This window comes from Vibrio sp. RM-41-2B (assembly GCF_024744415.1).
GTDB classification, from domain to species: Bacteria; Pseudomonadota; Gammaproteobacteria; order Enterobacterales; family Vibrionaceae; genus Vibrio; species Vibrio diabolicus.
This window is the reverse complement of record NZ_JAMQWD010000054.1, coordinates 82,562-101,790: the sequence shown is the minus strand read 5'-3', so window position 1 is coordinate 101,790 and position 19,229 is coordinate 82,562. Positions and strand designations below refer to the sequence as shown.

The 19,229-nt window shown below is 44.2% G+C and carries 14 protein-coding genes and 4 tRNA genes; 13 read left to right on the top strand and 5 right to left on the bottom strand.

Annotated elements, in window-relative coordinates:
- Window positions 1–30 precede the first annotated feature (30 nt).
- A complete protein-coding gene (rluB, locus tag NB463_RS22525; RefSeq protein WP_005376798.1) occupies window positions 31–969 on the top strand; it encodes a 23S rRNA pseudouridine(2605) synthase RluB in 939 nt (312 codons plus the stop codon).
- A gap of 188 nt (window positions 970–1,157) precedes the next feature.
- Here the strand turns inward: rluB and NB463_RS22520 are convergent, their stop codons facing one another.
- Both NB463_RS22520 and efpL read right to left on the bottom strand, forming a co-directional pair.
- On the bottom strand, window positions 1,158–1,478 hold the full coding sequence (locus NB463_RS22520; RefSeq protein WP_005376800.1) for an HI1450 family dsDNA-mimic protein: 321 nt from the start codon (window positions 1,476–1,478) through the stop codon (window positions 1,158–1,160).
- Between the two features lie 2 nt (window positions 1,479–1,480).
- Complete coding sequence (gene efpL / locus NB463_RS22515) at window positions 1,481–2,047, bottom strand: elongation factor P-like protein EfpL (RefSeq protein WP_005376801.1); 567 nt, start codon at window positions 2,045–2,047, stop codon at window positions 1,481–1,483.
- Window positions 2,048–2,241: 194 nt separating this feature from the next.
- Here efpL and NB463_RS22510 point away from each other — a divergent pair, with 194 nt between their 5' ends.
- On the top strand, window positions 2,242–3,009 hold the full coding sequence (locus tag NB463_RS22510; protein WP_258430995.1) for a nucleotidyltransferase domain-containing protein: 768 nt from the start codon (window positions 2,242–2,244) through the stop codon (window positions 3,007–3,009).
- Here the strand turns inward: NB463_RS22510 and NB463_RS22505 are convergent.
- On the bottom strand, window positions 3,006–5,369 hold the full coding sequence (locus tag NB463_RS22505) for a DNA polymerase II (protein WP_253651855.1): 2,364 nt from the start codon (window positions 5,367–5,369) through the stop codon (window positions 3,006–3,008). The genes NB463_RS22510 and NB463_RS22505 overlap by 4 nt on opposite strands.
- Window positions 5,370–5,796: 427 nt before the next feature.
- On the opposite strand from NB463_RS22505, the gene uvrY reads away from it, so the two are divergent.
- From uvrY to nspC, 10 genes are all read left to right on the top strand, one after another.
- Window positions 5,797–6,441, top strand: a complete 645-nt coding sequence (gene uvrY, locus NB463_RS22500) for a UvrY/SirA/GacA family response regulator transcription factor (RefSeq protein WP_258430996.1) — start codon at window positions 5,797–5,799, stop codon at window positions 6,439–6,441.
- A gap of 1 nt (window position 6,442) precedes the next feature.
- Window positions 6,443–8,275, top strand: a complete 1,833-nt coding sequence (uvrC, locus tag NB463_RS22495) for an excinuclease ABC subunit UvrC (protein WP_258430997.1) — start codon at window positions 6,443–6,445, stop codon at window positions 8,273–8,275.
- A gap of 46 nt (window positions 8,276–8,321) precedes the next feature.
- Entirely contained in the window at window positions 8,322–8,879 is a 558-nt protein-coding gene (gene pgsA, locus NB463_RS22490) for a CDP-diacylglycerol--glycerol-3-phosphate 3-phosphatidyltransferase (protein ID WP_005394805.1), read from the top strand.
- 464 nt (window positions 8,880–9,343) lie between these two features.
- Window positions 9,344–9,417: transfer RNA gene (locus NB463_RS22485), tRNA-Cys, on the top strand.
- Between the two features lie 37 nt (window positions 9,418–9,454).
- Window positions 9,455–9,530: transfer RNA gene (locus NB463_RS22480), tRNA-Gly, on the top strand.
- Between the two features lie 77 nt (window positions 9,531–9,607).
- Window positions 9,608–9,694, top strand: a tRNA-Leu gene (locus tag NB463_RS22475).
- A gap of 13 nt (window positions 9,695–9,707) precedes the next feature.
- Window positions 9,708–9,783: transfer RNA gene (locus tag NB463_RS22470), tRNA-Gly, on the top strand.
- 911 nt (window positions 9,784–10,694) lie between these two features.
- Complete coding sequence (locus NB463_RS22465) at window positions 10,695–13,571, top strand: pyridoxal phosphate-dependent class III aminotransferase (RefSeq protein WP_258430998.1); 2,877 nt, start codon at window positions 10,695–10,697, stop codon at window positions 13,569–13,571.
- An 18-nt stretch (window positions 13,572–13,589) separates the two neighbouring features.
- Window positions 13,590–14,834 (top strand): carboxynorspermidine synthase, encoded by a 1,245-nt coding sequence (locus NB463_RS22460; RefSeq protein ID WP_012841628.1) that lies wholly within the window; start codon window positions 13,590–13,592, stop codon window positions 14,832–14,834.
- A gap of 103 nt (window positions 14,835–14,937) precedes the next feature.
- Window positions 14,938–16,071 carry a carboxynorspermidine decarboxylase gene (nspC, locus tag NB463_RS22455; RefSeq protein ID WP_048625711.1) on the top strand — a complete coding sequence of 378 codons (1,134 nt, stop codon included), beginning with the start codon at window positions 14,938–14,940 and terminating at the stop codon, window positions 16,069–16,071.
- Between the two features lie 78 nt (window positions 16,072–16,149).
- On the opposite strand, the gene NB463_RS22450 is transcribed toward nspC, so the two are convergent.
- Window positions 16,150–16,662: a glycine cleavage system protein R gene (locus NB463_RS22450; protein ID WP_005394795.1), complete on the bottom strand. Its 513-nt coding sequence runs from the start codon at window positions 16,660–16,662 to the stop codon at window positions 16,150–16,152.
- Window positions 16,663–16,888: 226 nt separating this feature from the next.
- On the bottom strand, window positions 16,889–17,791 hold the full coding sequence (locus NB463_RS22445; RefSeq protein WP_031780425.1) for a DUF3943 domain-containing protein: 903 nt from the start codon (window positions 17,789–17,791) through the stop codon (window positions 16,889–16,891).
- Window positions 17,792–17,984: 193 nt separating this feature from the next.
- On the opposite strand from NB463_RS22445, the gene NB463_RS22440 reads away from it, so the two are divergent.
- A complete protein-coding gene (locus NB463_RS22440; RefSeq protein WP_258430999.1) occupies window positions 17,985–19,217 on the top strand; it encodes a CinA family nicotinamide mononucleotide deamidase-related protein in 1,233 nt (410 codons plus the stop codon).
- Window positions 19,218–19,229: the final 12 nt, after the last annotated feature.

Sequence of the window (19,229 nt, the reverse complement as noted above, 5' to 3'; positions counted from 1 at the left end):
CGTCTGTGAAGACGACACATAGGTAGATAAATGAGCGAAAAGTTACAAAAAGTATTAGCACGTGCTGGTCACGGTTCTCGTCGTGAGATTGAATCGTTAATTAAATCTGGTCGCGTTAGCGTGAACGGTGTAGTCGCTAAGCTTGGTGAAAGACTTGAAGACGAGAGCAGCGTAGTTCGTATCGATGGTCACATTGTCTCTGCAAAGATTCAAGAAGAAGTGATTTGTCGTGTACTTGCGTACTACAAACCTGAAGGTGAACTGTGTACTCGTCACGATCCAGAAGGTCGTCGTACTGTTTTTGATCGTCTGCCAAAAATTCGTGGCTCTCGTTGGATTTCAGTTGGTCGTCTGGATGCGAACACTTCTGGTCTTCTGCTTTTCACAACGGATGGTGAACTGGCGAACCGCTTAATGCACCCAAGCCGCCAAGTTGAACGTGAATACCTAGTACGTGTGTTCGGTGAAGTAACTGAACAGAAAGTTCGTAATCTAGTAAAAGGTGTTGAACTGGAAGACGGTTTAGCTCGCTTTGAAGATGTTGTTTACGCGGGTGGTGAAGGCATGAACCACACGTTTTACGTTGTTATCAACGAAGGTCGTAACCGCGAAGTTCGTCGACTATGGGAATCGCAAGAGTGTACCGTTAGCCGTCTGAAACGTGTTCGTTACGGCGACATCTTCTTAGACAAGAAACTGCCTCGTGGCGGTTGGATGGAGCTTGACCTGAAAGAAGTCAACTACTTGCGTGAGCTTGTAGAGCTTCGCCCAGAGAAAGAAACCATGCTTGATCTGAACAAAGACAACACGTCACGCAAACGTGAGCGTGCACGCAGCCAAAAAATTCGTCGCGCAGTTAAGCGCCATGAAGAGCGTGTTAACACGCCAAAAGGTCGCAGCAACAACCCTTCTCGTCGTAAGCCGAAGAAGACTGCTGGTGACCAAGGCGCACGCAACAAGCATCGTTAATCGATAGCAAAACATCAGAAAGGCTTGCCAATTCGGCAAGCCTTTTTCTTATCTGTTACATAACAAAAGGATCTAAAGCCGATATAGAGCAGGGTGCTTTGGATAAACAAAAATCTCAGCTAAACAAAAACAGCAGATAAAAAAAATACCAGCACTAGGCTGGTATTTTTGTTCATGATGAAGAAACGTTAATCGCGTTTCCAAAGCATATGGCAGAACTTATGTTCAGGGTCTCGGCTGATTAGCATACGAGCAAATACGTCATCAAGAACGTCATTTTCCTCATTTACTAGGCCGATACGAACCTCTGCATATACTTCTTTGTCGATCTCGAAGCCAACATGTTCAACCCAGTCATCACCAGTTTCAACAAGTTCTGCGGCACCACGATCTTCAAATTGCGCAGTAAACAGAATCACGTCAGCAGGCTCTAGATTATCTGGAGCCATCTCAAGGAAAATGTCGTACGCTGCGTCGATGACGTCGTCGTAAGAAATCAAATCAGACATGCTTATGCTCGGCTCATGTATTTACGTTCAGCTGTGTTAATGATAACACGGTCACCAGTTGCAATGTACTCAGGAACCTGGATGACAAGACCTGAAGCGAAGCGTGCTGGTTTAGTACGAGCAGATGCAGAAGCACCTTTGATTGAAGGGTCAGTTTCTTCAATCACTAGCTCAACAGAAGATGGTAGTTCAATACCCACAGCAGCACCGTTAACAAGGATAATGTGGATACCTTGTGTATCTTCGTTGATGAACAGCATGTCGTCTTCAACTTCATTGTGCTTGAATGTGTATTGTGAGTAGTCTTCGTTATCCATGAAGATGTGCTCATCGCCGTCAGCGTATGAGTACACAACTGCACGTTTGTTCATTTCTACCGTTTCAACAACGTCATCAGACTTGTAACGCTCATCTACACGTGCGCCCGTGTTTAGATCTGTACAACGCATTTTGTAGATTTTAGCGCCGCCACGACCGCCAGGAGTCGTTACTTCGATGTCTTTAACTAGAAGAGTTTTACCATTAGACTCGATTGCGAAGCCTTTTTTGATTTCACTTGCCTTTGGCATTGTATATTCCTATTCATACTTATTAAGCAAAACTCGGTGATTATAGCGCTAAGTTAACCGCCTAGCATTAAAATTCATTGCAGAAATTTGTTGTTACTCCCATGACTAAACACCTGAATGGACTTGATTCAGTGAGTCGGCTAAGAGAACATATAGTCCAACTTCTTGAACCATCTGAGAACACGTTTTAAGTCATGTCTCTGCCTGTTATCGATCCTAAACAACCATTTCAACCAGAGTTTGCGCCTTTAATTAGGGAAGTCACCGCTTGTCTCAAAGGTGGATTGGGGCAAAACTTACACAGCGTTTATGTATACGGTAGTGTTGCTCGTAAAACAGCGATCGCAGGAAGGTCGAACTTAGACCTGGTTGTCGTTACTCAATCATCCTTTGAGCACAATCGCGCGACTTTGCTCAACACAATTAAGTGGCGTACGCAGCAGAGTTACCCTCAAGTTAATGGTGTATCGGTCCGTACAGCCTTAGTGAGCGAAGTAGCTAATTTAGACAGTATTTTCACTTGGGGCTTTATGCTTAAGCATTGCTGTGTCTGTGTTTATGGTGATGATCTAGCAGACTGTTTTGGTGATTACGTCCCAAGTTGGGAAATTGCTAAGCACTGGAATATGGATGTGGAAGATTGGATTACGGTGTATCGCAAAAAAATCGTACAAGCGAAGACGATAGAAGAGCAGGTGGCCGCCCAGCGAGTGATTGCTAAAAAGTTACTAAGAGCGTCATACTCTTTGGTGATGTATCGAGATAAACGTTGGTTTGATGACCCTATACAATGTGGCAAGGTATTCTTAACTTATCATCCTGAAAAGCAGCTTGAGATCGAGCGGCTAGAAATTTTACTTTCTGGCCGGGGTATTCCCAAGCGTTCTGTTATCGGGCTAATTGATGCGTTTGGTGATTGGTTAGTCAAACAGTACCAGAAAACAGAGTTTCGTATCGGCTAAAACAACCCCATTTGCGGTGCTGAAAGCCTGTCAAAATCCGTCCCAATGAAAGGGAGAATCGCATCTGCAACGGGTTTGAGTTGTTTATCAATGTAATGTTGATAATCAATCGGGCTATTGAGGTACTCATAAGGTTCAGGACCGTTCACGGTTATAATGTATTCAATTCGTCCTTTGTTTTGATACTGTAATGGGCGTCCAAGCTTGGCATTTATCTCATCCGCTAAACGAGCTGCACGCACTTGTGGCGGGACGTTCTTCTGATACTCATGCAGCTTTCTGCGTAGTCGCTTTTGATACACTAACTGTTCATCAAATTCACCGTTGTTGGTTTTCTCAACCATCTCTCGGACATAGTCGCTTGGGTCTTCACCATGGAAAATCATGCTATAGAGCGTATTTTGAAATTTCTGTGCTAACGAGGTCCAGTCAGTACGGGCACTTTCTAACCCTTTAAATACAATCCGCTCTTGCTCTCCTTCACCGATTAAACCCGCATAGCGCTTTTTCGAGCCAGTTTCTGCGCCACGAATCGTTGGCATAAGGAATCTGCGATAGTGGGTTTCATATTCAATTTCCAACATAGATGTTAGGTTGTACTCAGAGCGTAGATGTTCTTGCCACCAAGAGTTGATGTAATCAACTAATTGATTTCCAACAGCGTCGGCTTCTACTTGACTGTATGGTCGATTCAACGACACAAATGTGGAATCCGTATCGCCGTAAATCACTTGATAGCCTTGTTCCTCAATCAGCACTTTAGTTTGCTTCATGATCTCATGTCCGCGCATGGTAATACTAGAAGCTAATCGAGTATCAAAGAAACGACATCCCGATGAGCCCAGTACGCCATAAAAGGAGTTCATGATGATTTTGATTGCCTGAGAAAAAGCTTTTTCATTGTTCTTTTTCGCGACATCACGTGCCGCCCAAAGCTTTTCAATCATTTCTGGCAAAAAGTGTTTCGTACGATGGAACTGACCACCGCGAAAGCCAGGTACTGCCTGATCATCTTCTTTACCAATATCGAGTAATAACCCCTCAACCAAACCCATAGGATCAATCAAGAAAGAGCGAATAATCGATGGGTATAGACTCTTAAAGTCCAACACTAAAACGGAATCATATAGGTTAGGGATGGAGTCCATCACGTAACCGCCGGGGCTCGCAATCCAATTTTCTGGGTGTAGATTCGGGGCAACATAGCCTGCGCGGTGTATTTGCGGCATGTATAAGTTAGTGAATGCCGCTACCGAGCCACCGACACGATCCAGTTCTACACCAGTGAGGCGAGAGCGTTCAATTGCAAAGTCGAGCAGGTGAGTGTGATTGAAAATCTTGTTCACCAACACGCAGTCTTGTAAGTTATATTTAGCCAGCGATGGTTTGTCGGAGCGGTACATACGATTGATCTCATCCATACGGTCATGAACGTTGTGGATTTCTTTACCTTCCCCCAAGAGTTCTTGAGATACAGACTCTAATGACCAAGATCGAAAGTGGTAAGTAGCCGTTTTTAGCGTATCGATACCATCCATCACAACTCGCCCGGGAATGGAGATAAACCCTTGTTGGCTTTGAGATGAACTTCTAAAAAAGCTGGCTTGGTCTGCTCTGCCAAGCATTAGCTTCATGTTGTGCCATTCTGCTCGTTTGTGTAACAGACGAAAGTCAAAATCAATGACATTCCAACCGACAATGACATCGGGGTCGAATTTTTTAAACCAATCGATGAGTGCTTCTAGAAGCGCCTTTTCATCCTGGACCCATTGTATCGGTGTATCCGAAGGTTCTGGTTCTCCGATCATGATAACGCGGGAATCCATGACGCTGTCTAACCCGATGGAGTAAAGAATGCCTTTCTCAGAGCATTCTAGATCTAACGAGACAACGTTTAACTTCGGCTCATATTGCCCCGCACGGCATTTTGCGTTCTGGACGCGTTGGTAGCCATTGGTACGAGTCACATTGCCTGTAAACTCAATACTGCCTTTAATAAAACGCTCCATGAGGTAGCGATCGGCGAGGCGAATATCACTTTCGTAAGTGGTGATATCATTTTGAGCGAACGTGTCTTTAAGTGTGAGAGCGTCTCTGGTTACGTTGGTATAGCATGCAGAAAGAGGCTTATGTTCAAACGTTTTGAGATCCAAAAGGCGGATGTCGACGGGTATGTTTTTTTCTCGCGCGAGTGTTTTTGCTTGCTCTGAGTGTTTCTGAGCGATGAAAAATACTGGCTTCTCACCATTAATAAGTAACTGAGTAGGACCTGCTTCTGTCGAAAGCCACAGCTCGATTTGAGTTTGACCTTTGATGTCTCGTGCCTGTCGAGTAAGCAGAAAGCCTTGTTGGATATTCAAATGTGAGAAACCTTAGAAAACTTGAAGAACGCTAGTTTAACATTAAGAACTGTAAAAATAACCAGTAAAGAAAACGGTTCAAATTTTTGCTGGAATTAGTGATTACAAGTTAGCCTTTGGTGCAAGAGGGGCAGTGTCATTTTAAGTTATAGCGTGTTTCTCTGGGCAATATGAAACCTAGTTACTTGATTTATTGTACTTAATGTTGTTAATTGTCTTTTCTTAGATTTCGGTTCTGCTCATCACGCTCTAAAATAATAGAGTGGTTTATGAATAAGTTCTTGCTAAAGTTTGCGTTTCAGCACATATTCATAGAAAGCAATTTTTTGTCGATTACGTTAGTATATAGGCAGTCATACTGATATCCACATTTAACAAATAATGGTTATGTGGGTGCAGAACCAATACAAAGTGTGGAGATACAAGTTTGATAAATGTTTTCCTTGTAGATGATCACGAGCTGGTTCGCACAGGGATACGACGTATTATTGAAGACGTCCGTGGAATGAACGTAGCAGGAGAAGCTGACAGCGGTGAAGATGCAGTAAAATGGTGTCGCAGTAATCATGCTGACGTCGTTTTAATGGACATGAACATGCCAGGAATTGGTGGCTTGGAAGCCACTAAAAAAATTCTTCGCGTGAATCCTGATGTGAAAATCATCGTACTTACCGTTCATACAGAAAACCCGTTTCCAACCAAGGTGATGCAGGCAGGTGCGTCTGGTTATTTAACTAAAGGTGCTGGCCCTGATGAAATGGTGAATGCGATTCGTTTAGTTAATAGTGGGCAGCGTTACATCTCACCAGAGATTGCGCAGCAGATGGCATTGAGTCAATTTTCTCCAGCCTCTGAGAACCCTTTTAAAGACTTATCCGAACGTGAATTGCAGATCATGCTTATGATCACCAAAGGCCAAAAGGTAACGGATATTTCTGAGCAACTTAATTTAAGTCCAAAGACAGTCAACAGCTATCGCTACCGACTCTTTAGTAAATTGGACATTAATGGTGACGTTGAGTTAACTCACTTAGCGATTCGCCACGGAATGCTGGACACCGAGACCCTTTAGCGTGAATCCTCCCTTCGATTCGGCTTCCTTTCTCAAGACAGTAACTCATCAGCCCGGCGTTTACAGAATGTACAACGCCGAAGCTGTTGTCATCTATGTAGGTAAAGCCAAAGACCTAAGAAAGCGCCTTTCAAGCTACTTTCGAAAAAAAGTAGACAGTGAGAAAACTCGCGCGCTTGTCAGTAATATCGCCAAAATTGACGTCACAGTGACTCACACTGAGACAGAAGCGCTCATCTTAGAGCATAACTACATCAAGCAGTATTTACCGAAATACAATGTTTTGCTGCGAGATGATAAGTCTTACCCTTATATCTTTATTAGCGGTCATAAGCACCCACGGCTTTCTATCCACCGTGGCGCCAAGAAGCGCAAAGGTGAATATTTTGGCCCCTACCCAGATTCTGGTGCAGTAAGAGAAACATTGCATTTGCTGCAAAAGATATTTCCTGTGCGCCAGTGTGAAGACACTGTCTATTCCAACCGAACGCGCCCATGTTTGATGTACCAAATTGGCCGTTGTGCAGGGCCATGCGTTGATACCATCATTTCTGATGAAGAATACGCAGAGTTGGTTGGCTTTGTGCGCATGTTTTTGCAAGGCAAAGACCAGCAAGTACTCAAACAACTGATCGAGAAAATGGAAGTTGCCAGTCAGCAATTGCGCTTTGAAGATGCCGCTAAATTTCGCGATCAAATCCAAGCGATTAGACGTGTTCAAGAGCAGCAGTACGTCTCAGAAGACAGCATGGATGATATGGATGTACTAGGGTTTGCTCAGGAGAATGGTATTGCGTGTATTCATATCCTGATGATACGCCAAGGTAAAGTGCTTGGTAGCCGTAGCCATTTTCCGAAAATCCCACAAAATACAAGCCAGCAGGAAGTGTTCGATAGTTTTCTGACTCAATACTATTTGAGCCATAACGAAGCACGCACGATTCCTTCTCGTATTATTTTGAATCAAGAGTTGGCAGAAGATATCGCGCCAATACAGAAAGCGTTAAGTGAAGTTGCTGGTCGTAAGGTTCATTTCCATACCTCGCCAACTGGCTCTAGAGCAAGGTATCTCAAGCTTTCGAACACGAATGCACTAACGGCGATTACCACCAAAATCAATCACAAGATGACGATTAATCAGCGTTTTCATGCGCTTCGCGAAACATTGAAGTTGGAGTCTATTGCTCGAATGGAGTGTTTTGATATCTCCCATACCATGGGGGAAAGTACGATTGCATCGTGTGTGGTGTTCAACAATGAAGGCCCCGTTAAGCAGGAGTATCGTCGCTATAACATCACTGGGATTACCGGTGGTGACGATTACGCTGCAATGGGACAAGCGTTGGAGCGCCGTTATTCGAAGCAATTGGACGTAGAGAAAATTCCCGACATCATCTTTATCGATGGTGGTAAAGGTCAGTTAAATCGTGCGCATGATATTATTTCGCAATATTGGGGTGATTGGCCAAAGCGTCCCATCATGATTGGTATTGCGAAAGGGGTCACTCGCAAACCAGGCTTAGAAACGCTGATTACAGTCGATGGGGACGAGTTTCATTTACCAAGCGATGCTCCAGCGCTGCACCTTATTCAACATATTCGTGATGAAAGCCATAACCATGCTATAGCGGGGCATCGTGCTAAGCGAGGTAAAACCAGACGTACGAGTGCACTTGAAGGGATTGAGGGAATTGGCCCTAAACGACGTCAGGCGTTACTCAAGTACATGGGTGGGTTACAAGAACTTAAACGTGCAAGTGTCGAAGAAATCGCCAAAGTACCGGGAATAAGTCACTCTTTAGCAGAAATTATTTTCCAAGCATTGAAACAATAAGGAAAATCGCGCAACATTAAGCCGCAATGTGTAAGAGAATAATAAAATGCGTTTGAATATCCCGAACATTCTGTCTCTTCTTAGACTGTTCCTAATCCCTGTTTTTGTGGTTGTCTTTTATCTACCTTATTCATGGGCACCGTTTGCAGCAGCAATGGTGTTTTGGGTAGCGGGTTTTACTGACTGGCTTGACGGCATGTTGGCCCGTAAACTTGGCCAAACTTCTCGTTTTGGCGCGTTTATTGATCCTGTCGCTGATAAAGTGCTAGTGGCAACGGCATTGATTCTAATCACGGAACATTATCATTCAATTTGGGTGACCATTCCTGCGGTAACGATGATTGCGCGAGAAATCATTATCTCAGCATTGCGAGAATGGATGGCTGAAATCGGTAAGCGAGCGAGTGTTGCGGTATCTTGGGTTGGCAAAGTAAAAACTGTTTCGCAAATGTTCGCCTTATGGGTGTTGATATGGCGTTACGATGAATGGATGGTTTGGCTAGGCTTTGCGGCCTTGTATGTGGCAACTTTCTTGACGTACTGGTCAATGATTCAATATTTAGCTGCTGCGAAAGATGATCTGTTGAATGAAGAGCATCATTAAATTCTGATATTAGAAAGCAGGCTTAATAGCCTGCTTTTTTGTATCTAAGATAATCTACAGCATTTCTTTGCTTCTCACGTTTTTTAATGCTTGCTAACGGCCATACTTGAAGTTTCTATCTGATAGTTTCTGTTTCGATAGAATTCCATATGTGATCTAAGTCTTGTTTTTGCCCTTGGAGAGTCTCAGAGAAGCGAGTCTCCTGATTGTTAACGCTTCAATACACGTAACGCACGGCCAGCAGTGTAAGGCGTAGCCAAAGTTTTATGATAAACAAGTGTATTTAAGCGATTTTTAGTATTAAAACTAAGCAATCTACCGTCTTTCGCACAAATTCTAGTCAAACGATTTAAAAAAATAAAAATAGTATTGACTCGATCGCTCGAATCCGTAGAATGCATCCCGTACCCAAGAGAGCACAGCTCAAAAGGGTGGTGAAAAAGCTTAGCTTTATTCACAAATGAGGCGCCTTGGCAGAGTGGCTATGCAGCGGATTGCAAATCCGTGGACCTCGGTTCGACTCCGGGAGGCGCCTCCATTATTCTTTTGAGAGTGAATGGCTTTCGAGAATAAATGCGACACTAGCTCAGTTGGTAGAGCGCAACCTTGCCAAGGTTGAGGTCACGAGTTCGAACCTCGTGTGTCGCTCCAAATTTTATTGATATGGCGTTAGCGGTATCAGATGGTGTTTTACTTTTCTGTAAAGGCATCACAAAGAATATTTGTGTGCCCTGGTGGTGGAATTGGTAGACACAAGGGATTTAAAATCCCTCGACGTTCGCGTTGTGCCGGTTCAAGTCCGGCCCGGGGCACCATCTCATATTAAATGCGACACTAGCTCAGTTGGTAGAGCGCAACCTTGCCAAGGTTGAGGTCACGAGTTCGAACCTCGTGTGTCGCTCCAGATTTAAGGCCCAGCATGAAAATGTTGGGCCTTTTTTGTATTTCTTCAAATCTTAAATTTCTTCTCTGTGATGGATTTCGTTAAGCACTGAGCTCCTTCAGCTTACTAACTTAACTTCTTGTTAATTTTAGCCATAGCAACGTCACTTCATGGCCATACCCATCCGGCTAGTTTAAGTTTAGTCAATCAAAGTTCTGTGAATAAAGACTCATTGATTTAGGCTGAGCAGTAACGTAAATACTAGCTCTGTTAAATACCTTGGATACTGAAAATAATGTTCTACGATTAAAGAGTGGTATGTTCATAAACCGTTTTGGTTCATGGCGCTGATATTGTAAGGATATTTGTTTAAATAACAGGTATTTGAGAAAAGAAGAAAAGCGTTGTAGATGAGTATGAATGTATAAATATCACTAGGGGGAACTTTGTTGTGATTTGCGTCACTGTTACTAATATGAAAAATCGTTGCCAGAAGATTTTATTTTGTGATAAATTCGCGCGCAATCTCGGAGCGTAATTAACAACGTTTGATCTCTGGGGGATACGCGTAGTGACCATTCAAGCTGATTGTGACACTGCGTAGGGTAGGTATCGGCAAAGCCTTTTGTCGATAGACGGGATACTAATGCTGTAAAAGCGGCATATTAATGGGAAACCCAACATTGAAACCTTTGAATAAACACACACTAATCAGCTTCATACTGCCGAAATGTCCTGTTTTACAAAACGGGTGCATTACGGAACCTTGATTAATCCCTTTTACATATAAAGTCACGAATATCGTGGCAGATGATCTGTATTTGTCATTTTGCACTGACAAATGCGGAGGGGTATACACACCTCCTGTAACTTCATTCCAATGATTATTAATACAGGATATAGAATTATTATAATTCAAGGGATTATGTAGTATGAGCACTGCCTTTGAAGTCGATAGCAATATCGCAAACATTTTTTCGTCTCAGGTTCCTATCGTTGAGGGAACGTATGACTTAACGCCAGATCAAGTATTGATTGATCAGGCTGAGCATGAATCTGAAGTACGTTCTTATCCACGTCGCTTGCCAATCGCAATCAAACAAGCTTTTGGTTGCTTGGTTGAAGATACACGTGGACAGCTCTTTTTAGACTGCCTTGCGGGGGCGGGCACTCTAGCTTTGGGGTATAACCATCCTGAAATCAACCAAGCTCTGAAAGAGCAATTAGATTCGGGTCTGCCATATCAGACGCTAGATATTGCAACATCAGCAAAAACGACGTTTATTCAATCTGTTAAATCTTTTCTTCCTCAAGAGTTAAGTGAGAACAGCGTTATCCAATTTTGTGGTCCGTCTGGAGCCGATGCAGTTGAAGCCGCGATCAAACTCGCGAAGCAGACTACTGGTCGCAACACCATGTTTGCTTTTCGTGGCGCATATCATGGTATGACTAACGGCACAATGGGCATGATGGGCAACCTAGGTACGAAAGCGCGTCGAACTGGTTTAATGTCAGATGTGCACTTTATGCCTTTCCCATACAATCTGCGTTGTCCATTTGGGCTTGGCGGTGATGAAGGTGCGAAAGCAAGCATTCGTTATATCGTTCGTCTTTTAAACGATGATGAATCGGGCATTATGAAGCCTGCTGCGATCATCGTTGAGCCAGTGCAAGGTGAGGGTGGTGTTGTTCCTGCGCCAGCATTCTGGCTGCGAGAGTTACGTCGTATTTGTGATGAACACGGTATCTTACTGATCTTCGATGAGATCCAGTGTGGTGTTGGTAAAACTGGCTACAATTTCGCATTTGAAGAGTCGGGAATTGTTCCAGATATCCTGTGTTTATCAAAAGCTATTGGCGGTGGCTTACCAATGTCGCTATTGGTTATCAACAAGCAGCATGATACTTGGAAGCCGGGCGAACACACAGGTACGTTTCGTGGCAATCAGTTAGCCATGGTCTCTGGTGCGAAAGCATTAGAAATCATCCAGCGTGACAATCTGGTTGAGCATGCCAATATTGCGGGCCAGTATTTGCGCTATGGTCTTGAAAGCATTCAAAAGCGCGTGAACTGTATAGCAGAAGTACGTGGCAAAGGCTTGATGCTTGGTGTGGAGATTAAAAATCCAAACGGTGAGCTCAATAAATTTGGTGAACCTCAAGCGGATAGTGAACTCACTCTTTCCATTCAACGCGCAGCACTTGAGCGTGGCTTGATCGTTGAGAAAGGCGGACGTGAAGGTGCAGTAATTCGCTTCCTTCCTCCTCTTATCATCTCGTTTGAGCAAATCGACTTTGCTTTACGTGTATTTGAAGACGCGATTTTAGCAGCAGGCGGTAGTCACATCGAAACTCAGCCACAAGATGAATGGAAGAAGCATTTCATCCACACTGGAGAGTTGGGCAGCAATGAGTTTGCTTCGGTGATGAATCACACTACGACAGCAATGAAATCAGTGTTTGAACAGGTTGCTGCACCATACTCAGGTATGGATCCAAAAGCATTGGAAGCAGCGATCCATGCTGTTGATCTTGACAATAAAAATGCGCCTCTCAAAACGGTTATTGATGATGCAGCCGAGTTGGTCGCGAAAAACGCGATTTTTACTCAACATCCAGATTGTATCGCTCACCTTCATACTCCACCGTTGATGCCTGCTATTGCCGCAGAGGCAATGATTGCGGCTTTGAACCAATCAATGGACTCATGGGATCAAGCTTCATCAGCGACTTATGTTGAACAGAAAGTTGTGAACTGGCTATGCGATAAATACGAGTTAGGTGAAAAAGCGGACGGTATCTTCACGAGCGGCGGCACGCAAAGTAATCAAATGGGTTTGATGCTTGCGCGTGATTGGATTGCTGACAAACTCAGTGCGCACTCAATTCAAAAGCTTGGCCTTCCTGAATACGCAGACAAGCTGCGTATTGTATGTTCGAAAAAATCCCACTTCACGGTTCAAAAATCAGCGTCTTGGATGGGATTGGGTGAAAAAGCGGTCATGGCCGTCGATGCGAATGCCGATGGAACGATGGATGTCACTAAGTTAGACGAAGTTCTAAATCAGGCAAAAGCAGAAGGTTTGATCCCATTTGCAATTGTCGGCACAGCGGGCACAACGGATCACGGTGCTATTGATGACCTAGACTTTATCGCCGATATGGCAGCGAAACATGACATGTGGATGCACGTCGACGGTGCATACGGTGGAGCTCTGATTCTAAGTAGCCAAAAAGCCCGTCTGAAAGGTTGTGAGCGTGCACACTCCATCAGCGTAGACTTCCACAAGTTGTTTTACCAAACCATCAGTTGTGGCGCGCTGTTGGTGAATGACAAGTCTAACTTTAAATTCCTGCTTCATCACGCAGACTATTTGAACCGCGAACACGACGAACTGCCGAACTTAGTGGATAAGTCTATTGCTACAACTAAGCGTTTTGATGCGCTAAAAGTGTTTATGACGATGCAAAGCGTGGGGCCAAAAGCCCTAGGCGATATGTACGATCATTTGCTTGATCAGACGCTTGAAGTTGCGGACATGATTCGAGATAACAAACACTTTGAGTTGTTGGCTGAACCATCACTATCTACGGTTCTGTTCCGCGCGACACATGAATCAGCGGATCTTGACGAACTGAACAAAACGTTGCGCTTAGAAGCGTTAACACGCGGTATCGCGGTATTGGGTGAAACCATTGTTGACGATAAAACTGCATTGAAATTTACGATTTTGAACCCGTGTCTGACGACGGCGGACTTTGAATCTTTGCTCTCAAAAATCAATACGCTAGCGGCAGAGCTAGTTTAACAAAGGTAACGGAAAACTATGGCAATTCTACAGATTGGTGCAGGCGGCGTTGGCTGGGTAGTTGCACATAAAGCGGCACAAAACAACGACGTTCTGGGTGATATCACAATCGCATCACGTACCGTAGGTAAGTGTGAGAAAATCATCGAATCGATTCAGAAGAAAAACAATCTGAAAGATTCAACTAAGAAACTAGAAGCTCGTGCGGTAAACGCGGACGACGTAGATTCTTTAGTTGCTTTAATTAAAGAAGTGCAGCCTGACTTAGTGATCAACGCGGGTCCTCCTTGGGTGAACATGTCTATTATGGAAGCATGTTACCAAGCTAAAGTGTCATACCTTGATACATCTGTTGCGGTTGATTTGTGCTCTGAAGGCCAACAAGTACCTCAAGCTTACGATTGGCAGTGGGGCTACCGTGAGAAGTTTGAAGAGGCGGGTATCACAGGTATTCTTGGTGCCGGTTTCGATCCGGGCGTAGTATCGGTGTTTGCTGCATACGCGGTGAAACATCTGTTCGATGAAATCGATACTATCGACGTAATGGATGTAAACGCAGGTGACCACGGTAAGAAGTTCGCAACTAACTTTGACCCAGAAACGAACATGCTTGAGATTCAAGGTGATTCCTTCTACTGGGAAAACGGCGAGTGGAAACAAGTACCTTGTCACTCACGTATGCTTGAGTTTGAATTCCCGAACTGTGGTTCACATAAAGTGTACTCAATGGCGCACGACGAAGTTCGATCTATGCAAGAGTTCATCCCGGCGAAACGTATCGAATTCTGGATGGGCTTTGGTGATCGTTACCTAAATTACTTCAATGTAATGCGTGACATCGGTCTACTCAGCCCAGATCCACTAACACTGCACGACGGTACGGTTGTTCAACCTTTGCACGTGCTAAAAGCACTACTACCAGATCCAACATCTCTCGCGCCAGGCTACACTGGCCTAACGTGTATCGGTACTTGGGTTCAAGGTAAGAAAGACGGTAAAGAGCGCAGTGTGTTCATCTACAACAACGCAGATCACGAAGTCGCATACGAAGATGTTGAACACCAAGCTATCTCATACACCACTGGCGTACCTGCGATCACTGCGGCTTTGCAGTTCTTCCGTGGCAAGTGGGCAGACAAAGGCGTGTTCAACATGGAGCAGCTAGATCCTGACCCATTCCTAGAAACCATGCCATCTATTGGTCTAGATTGGCATGTTCAAGAACTGGAGCCAGGACAACCTGTTATCCATAAATTGAAGTAAGAATTTAGCGACTCTTATTTGTACGTTTGAGCCGATGCACTTGCGTCGGCTTTGTTCGATTTTATAGTGCCTTTGCTAAGGCGAAGGGACGTAAGGTATCAAAATGCAACAAAACGAACTAAAAACGCCATACTTCATGATTAATGAAGACAAGCTGATTGAGAACCTAGAGAAAGCAAAACAGCTAAAAGACATCTCTGGTGTGAAGCTTGTATTAGCACTGAAGTGCTTCTCAACATGGGGTGTATTCGACATCATCAAGCCTTACCTAGACGGAACAACCAGCTCTGGCCCGTTTGAAGTGAAGCTTGGCTACGAAACGTTCGGTGGTGAGACACACGCATACAGTGTGGGTTACAGCGAAGATGACGTTCGCGATGTGGCGAACATCTGTGACAAGATGATCTTTAACTCTCAGTCACAGTTAGCGGCTTATCGTCATATTGTCGAAGGTAAAGCATCGATTGGCTTGCGCCTAAACCCTGGTGTGAGCTACGCAGGGCAAGACTTAGCAAACCCAGCTCGTCAATTCTCTCGTCTTGGTGTTCAGGCTGATCACATCAAACCGGAAATTTTTGATGGTATTGATGGCGTAATGTTCCACATGAACTGTGAGAACAAAGACGTGGATGCGTTTATCGGCTTACTCGATGCTATTTCAGAGCAGTTTGGCGAGTACCTAGATAAGCTGGACTGGGTAAGCATGGGTGGCGGCGTGTTCTTCACATGGCCGGGATACGACATCGAGAAGTTGGGTTTAGCGCTTAAAGCATTCTCAGAGAAACACGGCGTACAAATGTATCTAGAGCCGGGTGAAGCGATCATCACTAAGACAACCGATCTTGTTGTAACAGTGGTTGATATCGTGGAGAACGTGAAGAAGACGGCGATTGTCGATTCAGCAACAGAAGCCCACCGTTTGGATACACTTATCTACAACGAGCCAGCGTCCATTCTTGAAGCATCTGAAAACGGTGAACATGAATACGTGATTGGGTCGTGCTCTTGTTTAGCTGGTGACCAGTTTTGCGTGGCGAACTTCGAACAGCCTCTCGAGATCGGACAGCGTCTGCATATTCTAGATAGTGCAGGTTACACCATGGTGAAACTGAACTGGTTTAACGGTCTACGTATGCCTTCGGTTTACTGTGAACGCTCGAATGGTGACATTCAAAAACTGAATGAATTTGACTACTCTGATTTCAAACGTTCACTATCTCAGTGGTCGGTGAAATAAAACGTATTGAGTATTAGAACGACAAAGAGCAGCTGAATTGCTGCTCTTTTTTATTGGGGAAGCGTTAAAGGTATGCAGTTAGCTTTCTACAATTACACGAGTGTCTTCACTCAGAGATTCTAACTCATTAGCCACGTCCTCAATCTCTAGCTCGCTAGGCAGTTTAATCGCCATTTTTGCGCTGAATAAGCTGGAGCTTACCCCACCGCCGCCTGCAATGAATACGCGTTGGCAATCCATATCTAGAATTGAAATGCCTTGATTATCGAGAACGTGAGTAATTTCATTCACAATACCTGCTCTATCGTTGGCATCTAAGCGAAGCTGAAAGATGGTGTCTTCACGATGCGAGTGAGGATCTGAGTCAACGAACCTAACCACAAGAGTTTGACATGAAGAGAACGCCTCTTTAACGATGTCGGCATTTTCTCTTGGAAGCTCTACTTTGATGACACCAGCAACTTGATCTTCGATAAAGTTTACTTTGCTTATCAGCCATTTACCGCCATTTTCATGAGTAATTGCTGCAAGCTCTTTGATAGTTGCGGGTGACGCTTGTCCGACAAAATTAACAATAAATACGGTGTTCATAATGTCCCCTCCTGGAATAAGGTTTGGACGCAGTACGAATAAACGTGCTACTTAAGTTATTGGAATAAATCCTTTTATTTAGTGTAGGTGCTAGGAGAGGGTTATGTTTGATGAAAGTCAATTTTTGACACTAATTCGTGAAGCAAATAATTAAAACGATGTTTAGGGCACAAAAAAGCAGCCATCATAAGGCTGCTTTTCTACTGAGTATCAACTCAAGTCAAGGCTAAAATGTTACTTTTAGTTCGACACCGTAAAATTGGCTGTCGTAGTTGGCGCCTGCGTCCATTGCGAATTTTGCGACGTCTTGATTACCAAACCAAGGTGATGAATTAAATTGTAGCTCTGCACTACCGCCCCATGCATCGGTTACCCAATAATGGATATGCCCAACAGGGTTTAGGAAGAAGAGTGATACATCACCGACGGTTTCAGAGCCCATGACTTCGCCGCCGTTTGCTACAATATCTTGCTCAGCAGTGAGCATCATTTCGCCAACCACAGCACCAAAGAATGGTGTGATAAAAATATCCTGCCAAGATGGCACTTCTGCAAATGCTTCTACTCCGTACTCCCAAAAGAACGTTGACATGGTTGCGGAGTACAAGAATGACTGAAACTCGTTATAGCCAGCGTGGCGTGCGGCTGTGTAGTAAACGCCGCCAAAATAAGGATGCATGATGTAGTTGAGGACATGTTCATCACGATCCCAAACAGGCCCGTCAGAGACATTATCTTTCCATTTTTGACCCAGCTTACTCATGTCTCGGTCCTCTTCGTCCCACTTAGTGATGCTTTCTGGAAGGAAAGTCATCATACCAACGGTTGCGATACTCAGGCCAAGAATGGTGTAGGTTTGACCCATGAGGTAATCCCAGTCTTTATCTTGAGGGATAATGAGATGTTTAGGCTGAAGCCCTGCATCAAGATTTAATGAATCATCATTATTCTGTTCAAACATAAGACCGCGATTTTGAGACTCGAAGGTGTACAGAGTCGTCGTTTCGCAGTAACCTGACAAGCAATCAGGTGTGTAAGAAAACTCCGTATGACTGGTCATATCGTACTGACTTGCGTGCGCAAGCGCTGACGAAGTCAAGCAAAGGCCAGTTAGAGTTTTCTTGAACATGGATGATTTTGACACAAAGGTCTCCGAGTTGATGGTGTGATGATCGGGCTCGCAATTATCCCTCAAAACATCAACCATTTAAATACTTGATCCTTATTTAGTCCCAATATATCTCGTCGAGATTCGTCCAAATAAAAAGAAAAATAAGCACTATAACGAATAATAGGATTGTGCTTATGTTCAGGAGTCAGTTGTGAAAATAGCAATGCTTAGTACCGGTGAGGAAGTGCTCCACGGTGATATTGTTGATACTAATGCGGCATGGTTATCTAGCCTGTTTTATCAACATGGATTTGGCTTAACAAAGCGTTCAACGGTTGGTGATAGCCTGTCGAGCTTGGTTGAAGAGTTTTTAATGTTGAGCTTCAACAATGACGTGGTGATCGTGAATGGTGGTTTAGGGCCAACGACCGATGATATGAGTGCCGCCGCCGCCGCGAGAGCTGCTGAGTGTAAACTCGTGCTTTTCAAAGAGTGGTTGCAGCATCTAGAAAGTTTGTATGCTCGACGTGGCATCCCAATGCCAGGCAGTAATTTAAAACAAGCCATGCTACCAGAAACGGCTGAGATTCTGGATAACCCGATAGGCACAGCCTGTGGTTTCAAGATGCTGATTAACGATGCCATTTTTTATTTTACGCCGGGTGTGCCAAGTGAATTTAAGCTTATGGCAGAGACGCAAATTTTGCCTGATCTGAGAAGAGCTTTTCCAGAGGTGCAAGGTTCATGTTGTAGTCGAATCTATACGTTTGGCCTTTCCGAATCCGGCATCTCGGACAAGCTTGATCAGCTAAAACTTCCTCAAGGGTATGAGCTTGGTTATCGCTCTTACTTACCTTTTATTGAAGTGAAACTCTTTGGCCCTTCTGACCAGTTTGAACAGCGTTTGAAGTTGGTACAGATGATCAATAAGCATCTTGAAAGCAATACCGTTAGTATTGATTTACCTATGGTTGAAAATGTCGGCCAGCTGTTGGTGGATAAAGAGTTAACCGTGTCGGTTTCCGAAAAAAGCAGTGGTGGATACTTAACTTATTGGTTAAATAGTGATGAAAACGCTGAAAGGCAACTTGGACATGGTTGGGTACTACCAAGCCAGACTCAAGCGATGAGCAACAGCGGAGACCCATTAGCAGAAACGTTTGCTCTGGCAGGAGCGACGCGAGAGAAGTGTGGGACGGATTTATCACTCGTCACTGGCGATATTGAAGAGGGTGTTTTTTCCGTCGCTTTATCGACACCGTCAGGCGAGTGGGGAGCGTTATATAAACTCTCGAAAAAGTATCAGCGCAATGATCAAGTTAAAGTGATCAGCACGGCAGCACTAGACTTGTTGCGTCGCTACCTAGAACGTAAACCGATGTTTGCACATTATGCATTTTTAGAGAAAGTTAAAGAGATGCATCTCCCAGGTAGTGCTTTATAACCAGAGACCTAT